This is a genomic window from Pseudomonas sp. G7(2022) (assembly GCF_052660475.1).
This window is the reverse complement of sequence record NZ_CP109659.1, coordinates 89,932-104,709: the sequence shown is the minus strand read 5'-3', so window position 1 is coordinate 104,709 and position 14,778 is coordinate 89,932. Positions and strand designations below refer to the sequence as shown.

General features: G+C 61.2%; 18 protein-coding genes. 9 read left to right on the top strand and 9 right to left on the bottom strand.

Going from position 1 to position 14,778, the window contains the following annotated elements:
- Positions 1 to 90: 90 nt before the first annotated feature.
- On the bottom strand, positions 91 to 903 hold the full coding sequence (trpA, locus tag NE357_RS00505) for a tryptophan synthase subunit alpha (RefSeq protein ID WP_007953915.1): 813 nt from the start codon (positions 901 to 903) through the stop codon (positions 91 to 93).
- Entirely contained in the window at positions 903 to 2,150 is a 1,248-nt protein-coding gene (trpB, locus tag NE357_RS00500; RefSeq protein WP_064379337.1) for a tryptophan synthase subunit beta, read from the bottom strand. Before trpB ends, trpA begins: the two co-directional genes overlap by 1 nt.
- 112 nt (positions 2,151 to 2,262) lie before the next feature.
- On the opposite strand from trpB, the gene NE357_RS00495 reads away from it, so the two are divergent.
- Complete coding sequence (locus NE357_RS00495) at positions 2,263 to 3,180, top strand: LysR family transcriptional regulator (protein WP_169428285.1); 918 nt, start codon at positions 2,263 to 2,265, stop codon at positions 3,178 to 3,180.
- Here NE357_RS00495 and NE357_RS00490 read toward each other — a convergent pair.
- The gene (locus NE357_RS00490) at positions 3,153 to 3,479 is read right to left on the bottom strand and encodes a DUF883 family protein (RefSeq protein ID WP_007953918.1); all 327 of its coding nucleotides are present in this window, start codon (positions 3,477 to 3,479) and stop codon (positions 3,153 to 3,155) included. The genes NE357_RS00495 and NE357_RS00490 overlap by 28 nt on opposite strands.
- 156 nt (positions 3,480 to 3,635) lie before the next feature.
- On the opposite strand from NE357_RS00490, the gene NE357_RS00485 reads away from it, so the two are divergent.
- Positions 3,636 to 3,851: a dodecin gene (locus tag NE357_RS00485; protein WP_003220389.1), complete on the top strand. Its 216-nt coding sequence runs from the start codon at positions 3,636 to 3,638 to the stop codon at positions 3,849 to 3,851.
- A gap of 128 nt (positions 3,852 to 3,979) precedes the next feature.
- Positions 3,980 to 4,204, top strand: a complete 225-nt coding sequence (locus tag NE357_RS00480; RefSeq protein WP_169428284.1) for a DUF1161 domain-containing protein — start codon at positions 3,980 to 3,982, stop codon at positions 4,202 to 4,204.
- 63 nt (positions 4,205 to 4,267) lie between these two features.
- Here NE357_RS00480 and NE357_RS00475 read toward each other — a convergent pair whose 3' ends face one another.
- Positions 4,268 to 5,269: an LLM class flavin-dependent oxidoreductase gene (locus NE357_RS00475; protein ID WP_169428283.1), complete on the bottom strand. Its 1,002-nt coding sequence runs from the start codon at positions 5,267 to 5,269 to the stop codon at positions 4,268 to 4,270.
- A 242-nt stretch (positions 5,270 to 5,511) separates the two neighbouring features.
- Here NE357_RS00475 and NE357_RS00470 point away from each other — a divergent pair, with 242 nt between their 5' ends.
- Positions 5,512 to 5,943, top strand: coding sequence for an OsmC family protein (locus NE357_RS00470; RefSeq protein WP_007953923.1), 432 nt, complete (start codon positions 5,512 to 5,514; stop codon positions 5,941 to 5,943).
- A 103-nt stretch (positions 5,944 to 6,046) separates the two neighbouring features.
- Positions 6,047 to 6,286, top strand: a complete 240-nt coding sequence (locus tag NE357_RS00465) for a DUF1161 domain-containing protein (protein WP_074689739.1) — start codon at positions 6,047 to 6,049, stop codon at positions 6,284 to 6,286.
- 6 nt (positions 6,287 to 6,292) lie between these two features.
- Here NE357_RS00465 and NE357_RS00460 read toward each other — a convergent pair whose 3' ends face one another.
- Together NE357_RS00460 and NE357_RS00455 are read right to left on the bottom strand one after the other, a co-directional pair.
- Positions 6,293 to 6,712, bottom strand: coding sequence for a PA0061/PA0062 family lipoprotein (locus tag NE357_RS00460; protein ID WP_169428282.1), 420 nt, complete (start codon positions 6,710 to 6,712; stop codon positions 6,293 to 6,295).
- A gap of 40 nt (positions 6,713 to 6,752) precedes the next feature.
- Positions 6,753 to 7,175 carry a PA0061/PA0062 family lipoprotein gene (locus NE357_RS00455; RefSeq protein WP_169428281.1) on the bottom strand — a complete coding sequence of 141 codons (423 nt, stop codon included), beginning with the start codon at positions 7,173 to 7,175 and terminating at the stop codon, positions 6,753 to 6,755.
- 59 nt (positions 7,176 to 7,234) lie between these two features.
- Between NE357_RS00455 and NE357_RS00450 the strand changes: the two genes are divergently transcribed.
- Positions 7,235 to 8,320, top strand: coding sequence for an aminopeptidase (locus tag NE357_RS00450; RefSeq protein WP_169428280.1), 1,086 nt, complete (start codon positions 7,235 to 7,237; stop codon positions 8,318 to 8,320).
- Between the two features lie 3 nt (positions 8,321 to 8,323).
- Here NE357_RS00450 and NE357_RS00445 read toward each other — a convergent pair whose 3' ends face one another.
- On the bottom strand, positions 8,324 to 8,974 hold the full coding sequence (locus NE357_RS00445) for an HAD family hydrolase (RefSeq protein ID WP_169428279.1): 651 nt from the start codon (positions 8,972 to 8,974) through the stop codon (positions 8,324 to 8,326).
- A 28-nt stretch (positions 8,975 to 9,002) separates the two neighbouring features.
- Positions 9,003 to 9,548, bottom strand: a complete 546-nt coding sequence (locus NE357_RS00440) for a gamma carbonic anhydrase family protein (protein WP_169428278.1) — start codon at positions 9,546 to 9,548, stop codon at positions 9,003 to 9,005.
- Between the two features lie 62 nt (positions 9,549 to 9,610).
- On the opposite strand from NE357_RS00440, the gene prlC reads away from it, so the two are divergent.
- The 3 genes from prlC to NE357_RS00425 all read left to right on the top strand — a co-directional run bounded on the left by prlC (position 9,611) and on the right by NE357_RS00425 (position 14,137).
- A complete protein-coding gene (prlC, locus tag NE357_RS00435) occupies positions 9,611 to 11,689 on the top strand; it encodes an oligopeptidase A (RefSeq protein ID WP_169428277.1) in 2,079 nt (692 codons plus the stop codon).
- Positions 11,686 to 11,976 (top strand): YheV family putative zinc ribbon protein, encoded by a 291-nt coding sequence (locus NE357_RS00430; protein WP_007953955.1) that lies wholly within the window; start codon positions 11,686 to 11,688, stop codon positions 11,974 to 11,976. Before prlC ends, NE357_RS00430 begins: the two co-directional genes overlap by 4 nt.
- Before the next feature lie 112 nt (positions 11,977 to 12,088).
- On the top strand, positions 12,089 to 14,137 hold the full coding sequence (locus NE357_RS00425; protein ID WP_169428276.1) for a M3 family metallopeptidase: 2,049 nt from the start codon (positions 12,089 to 12,091) through the stop codon (positions 14,135 to 14,137).
- Here NE357_RS00425 and NE357_RS00420 read toward each other — a convergent pair.
- On the bottom strand, positions 14,124 to 14,768 hold the full coding sequence (locus tag NE357_RS00420; protein ID WP_169428275.1) for a dual specificity protein phosphatase family protein: 645 nt from the start codon (positions 14,766 to 14,768) through the stop codon (positions 14,124 to 14,126). The genes NE357_RS00425 and NE357_RS00420 overlap by 14 nt on opposite strands.
- Positions 14,769 to 14,778 lie beyond the last annotated feature (10 nt).

The following is a 14,778-nucleotide window of genomic DNA, read 5'->3' as shown; positions in this document are numbered from 1 at the left end:
AACAGCAAAAAGGGATTCAGAACGTGGTTCTGAACCCCTCGTTAGTCTGTGCCTCGAGGTGCTAATTCCTCTCTATCAGGAACGTTACCTTCAGCTGACGCGAGCCTTACGCACGCCTTCGGACAGCGCCGAACACAGGCTCAGCACGCCGTCGATGGCCTGATCCGGCGTGGTCGCATTGGCAATGTGATCGATCAGCGCCGACCCTACCACCACGCCATCGGCCAGACGCGCGATGGACGCAGCCTGCTCCGGCGTACGGATACCGAAACCGATGCTGATCGGCAGGTCGGTGTGACGACGCAGACGCGCCACCGCTTCCTCGACGTGCTCCAGCGTCGCCGCACCAGCACCGGTCACACCGGCAACCGAAACGTAGTAGACGAAGCCGGAGCTGCCGTTCAACACTTTCGGCAGACGTGCGTCATCGGTGGTTGGTGTGGTCAGGCGGATGAAGTCGATGCCTGCAGCCTGGGCCGGGTCGCACAGCTCCGAGTTGTGCTCCGGTGGCATGTCGACCACGATCAGGCCGTCAACGCCGGCCTCTTTGGCTTCGGCGATGAAGCGCTCGACGCCGAACTTGTGGATCGGGTTGAAGTAACCCATCAGCACCAGCGGTGTGTCGCTGTTGTCCTTGCGGAACTCGCGGACCATTTGCAGGGTTTTGATCAGGTTCTGCTTGGCGCCCAGGGCACGGATGTTCGCCAGCTGAATCGCCGGGCCGTCGGCCATCGGGTCGGTGAACGGCATGCCCAGCTCGATCACATCGGCACCGGCTTTCGGCAGGCCTTTGAGGATGGCCAGCGAAGTGTCGTAGTCCGGGTCACCAGCGGTGACGAAGGTCACCAGGGCGGCGCGGTTCTGTTCCTTGAGTTCGGCAAAGCGGGTTTGCAGGCGGCTCATCAGTGTTTCTCCTGCTTCGATTGCTCTTGTTGAGAGTGTTCCATGTGGTGCATGACGGTCTGCATGTCTTTGTCGCCGCGGCCGGACAGGTTGACCACCATCAGGTGATCCTTCGGCAGCTTCGGTGCGCGTTTGAATACTTCGGCCAGGGCATGGGCGCTTTCCAGTGCCGGGATGATGCCTTCGAGGCGGCAGCACTGGTGGAACGCAGCGAGGGCTTCGTCGTCAGTCACCGAGGTGTACTGGACGCGGCCGATGTCATGCAACCAGGCGTGCTCCGGGCCGATGCCCGGGTAGTCGAGGCCGGCGGAAATCGAGTGGGCGTCGATGATCTGGCCATCGTCGTCCTGCAGCAGGAAAGTGCGGTTGCCGTGCAACACACCCGGTACGCCGCCGTTGAGGCTGGCCGCGTGTTTGCCGGTTTCGATGCCGTAACCGGCGGCTTCGACACCGATGATCTCGACGCTCTTGTCATCAAGGAACGGGTGGAACAGGCCCATGGCGTTGGAACCGCCGCCGATGCACGCCACCAGGCTGTCCGGCAGACGACCTTCCTGGGCTTGCAGTTGATCGCGGGTTTCCTTGCCGATCACCGCCTGGAAGTCGCGAACCATGGCTGGATAAGGGTGCGGTCCGGCCACAGTGCCGATCAGGTAGAAGGTGCTGTCGACGTTGGTCACCCAGTCACGCAGTGCTTCGTTCATCGCGTCTTTCAGGGTGCCGGTGCCGGCGACCACCGGGATCACTTCGGCGCCCAGCAGCTTCATGCGGAACACGTTGGCCTGCTGACGTTCGATGTCAGTGGTGCCCATGTAGATCACGCAATCCAGACCGAAACGCGCGGCCACGGTGGCGGTGGCCACGCCGTGCATGCCGGCGCCGGTCTCGGCGATGATGCGTTTCTTGCCCATGCGTCGCGCCAGCAGGATCTGGCCGATGCAGTTGTTGATCTTGTGCGCGCCGGTGTGGTTCAGCTCTTCGCGCTTGAGGTAGATCTTGGCGCCACCGCAGAACTCGGTCAGGCGCTCGGCGAAATACAGCGGGCTCGGACGTCCGACGTAGTCGCGCTGGAAGTAGGCCAATTCTTCTTTGAACGCCGGATCTTCCTTGGCCGCTTCGTATTCGCGGGCCAGGTCGAGGATCAACGGCATCAGGGTTTCGGCGACGTAACGGCCGCCGAACGAGCCAAACAGGCCGTTGGCGTCAGGGCCGTTACGCAGATCGGAGGTGTTCGAAGTCTGGGTCATGGTTCGCTCCAGCGGATTTCACGAGAAGACAATGGCGTTCACTCTACCCCTGACCTTCCAGGCTGAAAACCGATAAGATCGCCACAACCTGTCAGGAAAACTCACAGATATCATGAGCCATGACCTTCCCCCGCTGAACGCCCTGCGCGCCTTCGAAGCCACCGCCCGGCTGAACAGCGTCAGCCAGGCTGCCGAACAGCTGCACGTAACGCACGGTGCGGTCAGTCGCCAGCTCAAGGCGCTTGAAGAGCACCTGGGCGTCAGCCTGTTCGTCAAGGATGGTCGCGGCTTGAAACTCACAGATGCCGGCATCCGTCTGCGCGACGCCAGCGGCGAGGCGTTCGACCGCTTGCGCAGCGTCTGCGCCGAACTGACCCAAAGCACCGCCGACGCGCCGTTCGTGCTTGGTTGCTCCGGCAGTCTGCTGGCGCGCTGGTTCATCCCTCGGCTGGGACGACTGAATGCCGATCTGCCGGACTTGCGTCTGCACCTGTCGGCCGGAGAAGGCGATCTCGATCCACGACGCCCGGGGCTGGATGCATTGCTGCTGTTCGCCGAGCCGCCATGGCCGGCAGACATGCAAGTCTATGAGCTGGCCAGCGAGCGCATCGGCCCGGTCATGAGCCCGCTGTTCAGCGGCTACCAGCGCCTGCAATCGGCACCGCCCATCGCCCTGCTCGACGAACCCTTGCTGCACACGACTTCACGCCCGCAAGCCTGGCCGAGCTGGGCGCAGCAAAGCGGCCTCGACGCCAAGGCGTTGAAGCTGGGGCAAGGTTTCGAGCATTTGTATTACTTGCTGGAAGCGGCCGTCGCAGGGTTGGGCGTGGCGATCGCGCCGGAACCGCTGGTGACCGAAGACTTGAAGGCCGGTCGCCTGGTCGCGCCGTGGGGTTTCAGTGAAACCCCGGCGCAACTGGCGTTGTGGCTACCCAAGCGCGCCGCAGACGGGCGCGCCCGGCAATTGGCGCAGTGGCTCAGGAACGAGCTGCGCCAGGCGGATCACTCGCCGCGCTTGAACAGCAAGTAAGCGGCCAGCAGACCCAGCGCACCGACCGCCACACCGGCGGTCGTCCACGGATGTTCCTGCGCGTAATCACGGGTGGCGATCCCGGTCTCGCGGGTTTTGACTTTGACTTCTTCGTAGGCATCGCTGAGCAGACTGCGCGAGTGTTTCAGCGCGCTTTCAGCATTGCCCTTGAGCGCCTTGAGGGTCTTGCGCGACTCGTCAGAAGCGTCGTCCTTCAGGCTCTCCAACGACTTGAGCAGACTCTCGATCTCCGCTTCCATGCTTTGCAACGAGGCTTTGCGTAACGAGGTGTTGGCCATGGTGGCTCTCCTGCATTGGTGATGAGTGGCGTGTGTTGTTTGGGACTTCACGGGTTCTGGAAAGTGCAGAAAATCTGAACTCCGGTTTCTCCCGGCGACCGAAATCAACAGCGCAAATCGCTGCTAGGCTCAATTCCACACGTCAAGGAGATCGCCATGAGTGACCATCACACCTACAAGAAAGTCGAGCTGGTCGGTTCGTCCACCAGCAGCATCGAAGACGCCATCAACAACGCGCTGGCCGAGGCCAACAAGAGCATCAAGCATCTGGAATGGTTTGAAGTAGTCGATACCCGCGGCCACATCAAGGACGGCAAGGCTGCCCACTTTCAAGTGACTCTGAAAGTCGGGTTCAGGATTGCCAGCAGCTGAATTTGGACTACGCTTCTGAACTTGCGCGCTGGCCGAATGCCATAGGAATGGCAAAGCGCTACAGGGTGAGCGCATCGGGTAAACGACCTGATGCCCGCCTCTTTTAATCCGACCAGGGAGTGCGACCGATGAAGAAGTTCATATTGGCAGTAGGTTTGTTGAGCCTTGCGGGTGGTGCGTTTGCTGCCGGCAAGCCCTGTGAAGAACTGAAGGCTGAAATTGCGGCCAAGCTGGATGCCAAGGGCGTTTCCGGGTATTCGCTGGAGATTGTCGACAAGGGTGCGGCCAGTGGCGGCAAAGTCGTCGGCACCTGCGAAGGCGGCGCCAAAGAGATCGTTTACACCCGCGGCTGATCACGCCGGAAAAACAGAAGCCGACGCAATGCGTCGGCTTTTTTTGTGCCTGGATGTCAGACCTCAGCCCTTCATCACCTGCGCCAGCAGCTCGTAGGAATGCAGGCGATCGGCGTGTTCGTACAGATCGCAGGTGAAGATCAGTTCGTCAGCCTGGGTCTGTTCCACCAGTACTTCGAGTTTCGCGCGGATTTTCTGCGGACTGCCGACCATCGCCAGACCGAGGAAATCACCCACCGCCTCACGCTCGTGTGGCAGCCACAGGCCGTCCATGGTTTTCACCGGCGGACGCTGCACCAGACTTTGCCCACGCATCAGCGCGAGAATCCGCTGGTACACCGAGGTTGCCAGGTAATCGGCCTGCTCGTCGGTGTCGGCGGCCACCAGCGGCACGCCGAGCATCACGTACGGCTTGTCGAGCACCGCCGATGGCTTGAAGTGATTGCGGTAGACGCGAATCGCCTCGTGCATGAAGCGCGGTGCAAAATGTGAGGCAAAGGCGTAGGGCAAACCGCGCTCGCCGGCCAGTTGCGCACTGAACAGGCTGGACCCGAGCAGCCAGATCGGCACGTTGGTGCCGGTGCCCGGCATCGCGATCACTCGTTGATCCGGCGTACGCGGGCCGAGGAACCGCGCCAGTTCGGCCACATCTTCCGGGAAGTCGTCGGCACTGCCGGAGCGCTCTCGGCGCAGGGCGCGGGCGGTCATCTGATCGGAACCCGGCGCACGGCCCAGGCCGAGGTCGATCCGCCCCGGATACAGGCTTTCAAGGGTGCCGAACTGCTCGGCGATCACCAGCGGCGCGTGGTTGGGCAGCATCACGCCACCGGAGCCGACGCGGATGGTCGACGTGCCGCCGGCCAGATAGCCCAGCAAAACCGTGGTGGCGGAACTGGCGATGCCGTCCATGTTGTGGTGCTCGGCGACCCAGAACCGGGTGTAGCCGAATTTTTCGACATGCTGCGCGAGGTCCAGCGAGTTGCGCAGCGACTGCGCCGGGCTGCCGTTTTCGCGCACCGGCACCAGATCGAGGGTTGAAAACTTTACGTCGGACAGTTGCTTCATAAACCTGCATCTCCGATTGAGGGCGCAGGTGTGTTCTTGGCGAACGCAAACCTGCCCAATTCATAAGCGTGTCATGTGCAATAAGGGCATATACCCGAGTTTCAATAGCCGACCCGAAATTTCCTACTAAAAAAGTCAACGATTCAGATGAGCTGAACTTTGTTCCGGCGTCTATCCTCAGAAGCCTTGCAGGCAAAAACCACGACGGCGCGGCGTTCGCGCCCGAATTGAAGGAGGCACACATGGCTATCGTGAAGAAGGCATCCGCGCATTGGGAAGGTGACCTGAAAACCGGCATCGGCTCGATCTCCACTGAAACCGGCGTCCTGCGGGAAGCGCCGTACGGCTTCAAGGCCCGCTTCGAGGGCGGCAAGGGCACCAACCCGGAAGAACTGATCGGCGCCGCCCACGCCGGCTGTTTCTCCATGGCATTCTCGATGATCCTCGGCGACGCCGGGCTGAAGGCCGACAGCATCGATACCCAGGCTGAAGTCACCCTTGATCAGGTTGACGGCGGTTTCGCGATCACTGCGGTGAAGCTGATTCTCAAGGCGAAGATTCCGGGCGCGACTCAGGCGCAGTTCGAAGAGCTGAGCAACAAGGCCAAGGAAGGTTGCCCGGTGTCCAAGGTGCTGAATGCGAAAATCAGTCTCGACGCGTCGCTGGTTGGCTGACGGGATTGAGCCTAATCAGAACCCGCCAGGCAAAAATGTGGTCGAATAAATGACAGCAGCTTTCGCGCATCTTCGTGCGCGCTGCTTCGATGGAGCTTCAACCATGAAACGTTTTGCCTTGGCGGTTATCTGTGGCGTGCTGGCAACGTCGGCCTTCGCAGCGCCCAAAGACTGCGAAGAACTCAAGCAAGAGATCGAAATCAAGATTCAGGCGAATGCCGTGCCCTCCTACACCCTGGAGATAGTGTCCAAAGAGGAGGCTGAAAAACACGACGTCGCCATGATCGTCGGCACCTGCGACAACGGCACCAAAGCCATCATCTATCAGAAGAACGACCGCTGATTCACGCTAGATGGCGCAATAGGTGTCGCGATCCTCGGCGACGATTTCCCGCTTGGCGTTATACAGCCGGGCACTGGGAGTAAACATCAGGGAGCGACCCTCCAACACGTAACGCTGACCCGCTTCGAAATGGTCGAAGCGGATGGTCAGGTAACACAGACGCTCCACGGGGTCGTTCAACAGACCGCCGCCTCCACCAGGCGCCTCGAAATCGAAACGCACCAGCAACTCATGGCTGCCGGGCGTTACCTGGAAAAAACGCCCGTCATTCAAGCTCTGCTTGTCGAGACGCTCGGCCATCAGCAGTTTCCCGCCGGGGGTCGGCGTGGAGAACTCGACCCAGGCCATGCTCGGGTCGACCGGGGGCATCGGCGTCTGACAACCGGCGAGCACACCGGCAACCAGCAACAGCATTGACTTGCGCATGATGAATGTCCGTGAACTCGGACATCCAGCATAACGCCGATCAGGCGCGCTGACAGCCTGCCGGTTTGCCTTGGCCGACTACATTTTTCTGTTGGTCATAGAGCTTGGCCCACGGCCGGAAACCGATGTAGCCAGCCTGGAGCTGATAGCGCTGGCCGGCGTTGAAGTCCGTGAATTTCAGGCTCAACTGACAATCGCGCCACAGCGGCTCGGCATCCGGGCCGATGTTGGTCGCCTCCACTGGAAACTGGTAGCGCACCTTCAGTTCATGACTGCCGGGCTGAACTTCAAAGTAACGTTTGTCGACGGCGGCCTTCCTGTCGACTTCCAGCGCTTGCAGCGCCGTGTCCTGTTGCCGGGCGTCCAGATCGATCCAGGCTTGCGAGGGGTCAGGGGTGGGCATTCCGAATCCGGCACAACCGGCCAGCGTCAGCAGGCCTCCCGTCAGTATCAAGATGCGCATGGCGAAGCTCCAATGGGCGGGATAGTCTTGCGATCAGACTTTCCAGGGATGTTCTTATTGTGGTCAGGCCGTTTCCAAGCCTTGGGTTACTTGATCGCGTTTTGCGGGTTTTGTTTCCGGGTGTGTTGTTTTTGTTGCTCAACGGTTGTTCCAGCGTTGGCTATTACAGCCAGCTGGCCAGCGGTCAACTGCAATTGCTGCGGGCGCGAGAGCCGGTGGCCAAGGTGATCGCCGACCCGAGCCGGGACGCCACACTGCGCGCCCACCTGACCCAGTCGCAGAAGGCCCGGGATTTCGCCAGCCAGCACCTGCACCTGCCCGACAACCAGAGCTATCGCCTGTACGCCGACATCCACCGGCCGTATGTGGTGTGGAATGTCTTCGCCACCCCGGAGTTTTCCCTGAGCCCACAGAACCACTGCTTCCCGATTGCCGGCTGCGTGGCCTATCGCGGCTACTACAGCCAGAGCGCGGCGCGGGGCGAAGCGGCGATTCAGCGCCTGCAAGGCATGGACGTGTCGATTGGCGGTGTCGAAGCCTATTCGACCCTGGGCTGGTTCAATGACCCGATCCTCAATTCGATGATGGGCTGGGGCGATGAACGGTTGGCCACGCTGATCTTCCATGAGCTGGGCCATCAACGTTTCTATGTGAAGGACGACACCGAGTTCAACGAGTCCTACGCCACGTTTGTCGAGCAGGAAGGCACCCGGCAGTGGCGGGCGTTTCGTGGCTTGCCGCCAGAAAATGACGCTCAACTCAAACGTCGTGACCAGTTCATTCAACTGATCCTCGATACCCGTGCCCGACTGGAGAAGCTGTACGCCCAACCGATTTCCGTCGAGCAGATGCGCGAACGCAAGACTGCCGAGTTCGAACGGTTTCGCCGGGACTATCGGGTGATGCGCGACAGCCAGTGGGCCGGGGACAAACGCTATGACGCCTGGGTCAAAGCACCGCTGAACAATGCGCGGCTGTTGCCGTTCGGGCTGTATGACCAGTGGGTGCCGGCGTTTGCGGCGTTGTTCAGACAGGTGAAGGGAGATTGGCCGCAGTTTTATGCGCGGGTCGAACAGCTGGGTAAATTGCCGGCGGACAAACGCAAGGCAGCGCTGCGTGAGCTGGCTGCCCCTCGCCCGGATTGACGATCAGCGCTGCAAAAACGCCTGATGCAGCTCGGCCAGCGTCTCGAAGTGATACGTCGGCGCTTCCGCGCTGAGCTCTTCACGGCTGCCAAAACCGTAACCCACGGCCGCCGCGTCCAGACCATTGCTGCGTGCGCCGATCAAATCGTGTTTGCGATCACCGATCATCAGCGTATTGGCCGGATCCAGCCCTTCCTCGGCGATCAAGTGAGCAATCAGTTCGACCTTGTTGGTGCGGGTGCCGTCCAATTCGCTGCCGTAGATCACCTTGAAATGTCGGGCGAAATCGAAGTGCCGGGCGATTTCCCGAGCAAATACCCAAGGTTTCGAAGTCGCGATGTACAACTGCCGCCCCTGGCCGCTCAAGGTTTCCAGCAACGGCGTGACGCCTTCGAACACCCGGTTCTCGTAAAGGCCGGTGACCTTGAAGCGCTCGCGATAGAAATTCACCGCCTCCCACGCCTTCGCTTCATCAAAACCATAGAACTGCATGAACGCCTGCAACAGCGGCGGGCCGATGAAGTGTTCCAGTCTGGTCAGGTCCGGCTCATCGATGCCGAGTTTGGCCAGCGCGAACTGGATGGAACGGGTGATGCCCTCACGCGGATCGGTGAGGGTGCCGTCGAGGTCGAACAGTACGGTCTGGTAATGCATGAAAAATCCCGGGCAATAGAGAGAAAAGTCAGAGCTGGTCGTAGCCTTCGGCCAGATGCAAGTCCTTGAGCTTCACGTAGTTCGCCGCGCTGTAGGTGAAAAAGGCGTTTTCCTTGTCGGTCAGCGGGCGAACCTGTTTCACCGGGCTGCCCACGTACAGGAAACCGCGTTCCAGGCGCTTGCCCGGTGGCACCAGACTGCCGGCACCGATGATCACGTCGTCCTCGACCACCGCGCCGTCCATGACGATGCTGCCCATGCCGATCAGTACGCGACTGCCGACGGTGCAGCCATGCAGCATGACCTTGTGGGCGATGGTCACGTCATCGCCGATCAGCAGCGGGAAGCCGTCCGGGTTGAACGGGCCGGCGTGGGTGATGTGCAACACGCAGCCATCCTGCACGCTGGTGCGGGCACCGATGCGGATGCGGTGCATGTCGCCACGGATCACGGTCAGCGGCCATACGGAGCTGTCTTCACCGATTTCGACGTCGCCGATCACCACCGCCGAGCCGTCGACAAAAGCGCCTTGGCCCAAGCGTGGGGTGTGATTCTGGTACTTGCGAAGGGACACGATTAGTTCTCTCTCTGTCGCCGATAGCTGCGGTGGGGGTCGATTGTAATTAAGATGGGCGCATGTTTCTTCCAGCCAAGGTGCCAACCGTGAGCGTGAACAACCCTCTTCTGCAGTCCTACGACCTGCCGCCGTTCTCCGCGATCCGTGCCGAACACGTGCAGCCGGCCATCGAAACCATCCTGGCCGACAACCGCGCCGCCATCGCCGACATCCTCAAGACCCAGGGCCAGAACCCGACGTGGGCCGGGCTGGTGCTGGCGATGGACGAACTCAATGATCGCCTGGGCGCTGCCTGGAGTCCGGTCAGCCACCTCAATGCCGTGTGCAACAGCGCCGAACTGCGTGAAGCCTACGAGTCGTGCCTGCCGGCATTGAGCGCCTACTCCACCGAGATGGGTCAGAACCGCGAGCTGTTCCAGGCCTATGAAGCCCTGGCCAACAGCACGGAAGCCGCCGGTTTCGACGTGGCGCAGAAAACCATTCTGGAACACGCGTTGCGCGATTTCCGCCTCTCGGGCATCGACCTGCCGGAAGCCGAGCAGAAGCGCTACGCCGAAGTGCAGAGCAAGCTGTCCGAGCTGGGCAGCCGCTTCTCCAACCAGTTGCTCGACGCCACCCAGGCCTGGACCAAGCACCTGACCGACGAAGCCGCCCTTGCCGGCCTGACTGATTCGGCCAAGGCACAAATGGCTGCTGCCGCACAGGCCAAAGGCCTCGACGGCTGGCTGATCACCCTGGAGTTCCCGAGCTACTACGCGGTGATGACCTACGCCCAGGACCGTGCGCTGCGCGAAGAAGTCTACGCCGCCTACTGCACCCGTGCGTCGGATCAAGGCCCGAATGCCGGCCAGAACGACAACGGCCCGGTGATGGACGAAATCCTCGACCTGCGTCAGGAGCTGGCCAAACTGCTCGGTTTCTCCAGCTTCTCCGAACTGAGCCTGGCGACCAAAATGGCCGAGTCCAGCGATCAGGTGCTGAGCTTCCTGCGTGACCTGGCCAAGCGCAGCAAACCGTTTGCCGCCCAGGATCTGCAACAGCTCAAGGCTTACGCCGCCGAGCAGGGCTGCGCCGATCTGCAAAGCTGGGACAGCGGTTTCTACGGTGAAAAACTCCGTGAACAACGCTACAGCGTCGCCCAGGAAACCCTGCGCGCTTACTTCCCGATCGACAAAGTGCTGGGCGGGCTGTTCGCTATCGTTCAGCGCCTGTACGGCATCGAAATCGCTGAACTGAAAGGCTTCGACACCTGGCACCCGGACGTGCGCCTGTTCGAGATCAAGGAAAACGGTCAGCACGTCGGCCGCTTCTTCTTCGACCTCTACGCCCGCGCCAACAAGCGTGGCGGTGCCTGGATGGACGGCGCCCGAGACCGTCGCCGCACCGTCGACGGCGTGCTGCAAAGTCCGGTAGCCAACCTTGTGTGCAACTTCACCCCGGCCGACAGCGGCAAGCCTGCGCTGCTGACCCACGATGAAGTGACCACCCTGTTCCACGAGTTCGGCCACGGCCTGCACCACCTGCTGACCCGCGTCGAGCATGCCGGCGTATCGGGCATCAACGGCGTGGCGTGGGACGCAGTCGAGCTGCCGAGCCAGTTCATGGAAAACTGGTGCTGGGAGCCGGAAGGCCTGGCGCTGATTTCCGGTCATTACGAAACCGGCGAGCCACTGCCGCAGGACCTGCTGGAAAAAATGCTCGCAGCGAAGAACTTCCAGTCCGGCCTGATGATGGTGCGTCAGCTGGAATTCTCGCTGTTCGACTTCGAACTGCACGCCACCCACGGCGACGGCCGCAGCGTCGCGCAGGTGCTTGAAGGCGTGCGTGACGAGGTGTCGGTGATGCGTCCTCCGGCCTACAACCGCTTCCCGAACAGCTTTGCGCACATCTTCGCCGGCGGTTACGCGGCGGGTTACTACAGCTACAAGTGGGCGGAAGTGCTGTCGGCAGATGCCTTCTCCAAATTCGAAGAAGACGGTGTGCTCAATGCTGACACCGGTCGCGCCTTCCGCGAAGCGATCCTCGCCCGTGGCGGCTCGCAGGAGCCGATGGTGCTGTTCGTCGACTTCCGTGGCCGTGAGCCGTCGATTGACGCACTCTTGCGCCACAGCGGCCTGAGTGAGGACGCGGCAGCATGAGTGAGGCACCCGTGAAGACCAAAAAACGCTTTATCGCCGGGGCGGTCTGCCCGGCGTGCAGCGAGCCGGACAAACTGATGATGTGGAGCGAGGACGATGTCCCGCACCGCGAATGCGTGGCGTGCGGCTACAGCGATACGCTGAATGCCCAAGGGCTGTCGGTGCCGAAAGAGCTGGGCACGCGGGTCAACACCAGCGCGCTCAAGCCTGCTCCGGACAAAACGGTTCAGGCGGTGCAGTTCTTCCCGAACCCGAAGCTGAAGAAAAAACCTGACGAGCAACACTGATCCGGCACCACCTTCCACCGAGCTGCGGTGGAAGGTGGTATTGGCTTAACACCTGTCCCCTGCACTTGCTTCGTAGGCTGGCCGTTTCCGCCATGCCTCGAAGGAAGTTGCCATGCCCGACTCCAACCCCCTCCTGCAACACTGGATCCTGCCGCCCTGGCCGGCGATTCGCGCTGAACATCTGCTGCCGGCGATCAACACCCTCATCGACGACCAGCGACGAATCATTACGCAAGTGCTCGACACTCAGTTGGAAAATCCCGGATGGGACGATCTGGTACTGAGCATCGACGAAGCCGATGCCCGCATCGGTGAATTCCGGTCGATTCTCGAAACACTGTCCACGGTCAGATCCGACGATGCCGACTGGCTCGTGGAAAGCGCCAAGGCTCATCTCGCGATCAACCACTATCGCTCTGAAAAAGCCCGAAATCGCCCGTTGTTCGAGGCTTACCAGCGTTTGGCGCAGAGCTCGGTCGCGGCCGGTTTCGATGAGTCACGCAAGACCGTGCTGGCGCGGGTACTGCGCAAATTCAGACAGTCCGGCATCGAGCTTCCCACTGCGCAGCAGCGGGAACTGGCCCGGTTGAAGCTTGAGATTGGCGGTCTGGAATTCAGTTTTCTGACCCACCTCGAACGCTGGACCGAGACCTGGAGCAAACGTGTCGACGACCCGACGTTGCTTGCAGGCCTGTCTCCGGCGATGAAGGAACGCCTGGCACTCAACGCCCGCCAGGCCGGCCATGACGGCTGGCTGATTCGCCTGGACCAGAACACCTGTCAGCACATCCTCAAATACGCCGAGAATCGTGCCCTGCGCGAGGAATGCTGTGTTGCCTACGCGACCCGCGCCTCCGATCAGGGGCCACTGGCCGGACGCTTCGACAACGGTCCGGTGCTGACAAAGCTACTTGCCTTGCGCCAACAGAAAGCTCGCTTGCTTGGCCACGAAAACGCCGCGCAACTGAGTCTGGCAAAGAGCATGGCCGGAACGACGACCTGGGTCAGGGATTTTCTCCAGTGCCAGGTTGCGCAATTGATCCCCATCCTGGAGCAGGACGCAAAACAACTGGCCGCCTTCGCCCGCCAATGCGGAATCGACCGTATCCAGCCATGGGACGAAGACTTCCTCGCCGAGCAATGGCGTCAGCAACAGTTTCCCGGAGCGCTGGATAACCTGCGTGATTACTTCGCGTTCGATGGCACCCTGCTCCGACTCTGCCTGTTCTGCGAGCGCATGTTCGGGATCCGTATCGTCGAACAGATCGGCGCAAACCACTGGCATGACGATGTGCGACTGCTGGAAATCCGCGAGCATGAACAGGTCATCGGCTACATCTACCTCGACCCGTTTCATCGCGATAACGCTGCGGATTACGCTGGCACCTTCACGCTACGCAACCGTCGGATCAACGTCGAAGGCCGGCCGGCGCTCCCCATTGCCGTGCTCTACAGCAATTTCACACCGGCCACCGACGGCCATCCATGCCGACTGGAGCTCAATGAGCTACGAGTACTTTTTCATGAGTTCGGCCACTGCCTTCAACACGTATTGACGCGCTCGCCCCATCACACGCTGTCCGGCATTTTGCAACTGGGCCATGAGGCGGCGGAGTTTTCCGGACAGCTGTTCGAACAGTGGTGCCAGTCGCGGGAGTTCGTGCTGTGGCTCGGTGCGCATTTCCAGACTGGCGAGCGCTTGAGCGCTGCACGGGTCGACGCGGCACTCTCGGCCAGTCAGGCCCACTCCAGTCGGCAACAGGCTTTGCTACTGATGGGAGCGATCATCGACTTCGAGCTGCACGCCACTCTCGGCGACGGTCGCTCTGTCGAAGAGGTTTGCGCCGACGTGCAGCGCACGATGGGTCTGCAACTGCCCGACAGTCACCGGTTCGCCAATGGTTTCGATTACATGGTGACCCAGTACGACGCTTCGGTTTACGCCTATGTCTGGTCAGGGGTGCTGGCTCAGGAAGCGTTCAAACGCTTCAGTCTTGACTGGGTGTTCAGGGCGCAGACCGGCCGGGCGTTCCGGGAAACGTTCTTTGCGCCCGGAGCCGGGCGCCCGTTGCTGGAAGCGGTGGAGGCGTTCATTGGCCGGCCGGTCGCTGAAGAGCTTTGCCCCGGCCGCCCCATCAACCGGCGGGTTATTTCAGATTGACGGTCTGGAACCAGCTCTTCATCGAGCAGGTAGCGAACGCACTGGTGCTGCAATCGCCATTGGCCAGCGCGGTGCGCAGCTTGTCGACATCAGCCTGCATCACGTAGCGCACCCCGTCCTTGAAGTGACCGCTTTCACCGAAACCGCCCTGGGTCATTTCGTTCAGGGCGTCTTCCTTGCTCCAGCCCTGCACCACGATGCGGTACATCGCCGCCATCAGGCCGGTACGGTCGGAGCCGTGCTTGCAATGCATCAACACCGGACCGTTGGCTTCGGCGGTCTGAATGGCGCGCAAGGCCTTGAGGACATCGCTGTCATCGACGTGATTGGTGCGATACGGCAGTTGCACCTGATTGATGCCAGGGGCATTCAGCCAGCTCGAGTCCGCCTCCGGCAGGAAGTTGATGACCGTGGCCACTTTCAGTTTTTGCAGCAACGGCACGGCACCGGCGTCAGGCAGCGCACTGCGATAGAGCGTGGGCGACATCTGGAAGAAGTTGTATTTCACTTCGACCGGTTGCGCCCATTCCGGAGGGCGGGAAACCGGCGCATCTGCGGCATGGGCCGGGATCGAGCCGAGCAGGGCAAACAGCGAGAAACAGATCGCGGAGGAAAAACGCTTCAAGGACATGCTGTGCGGT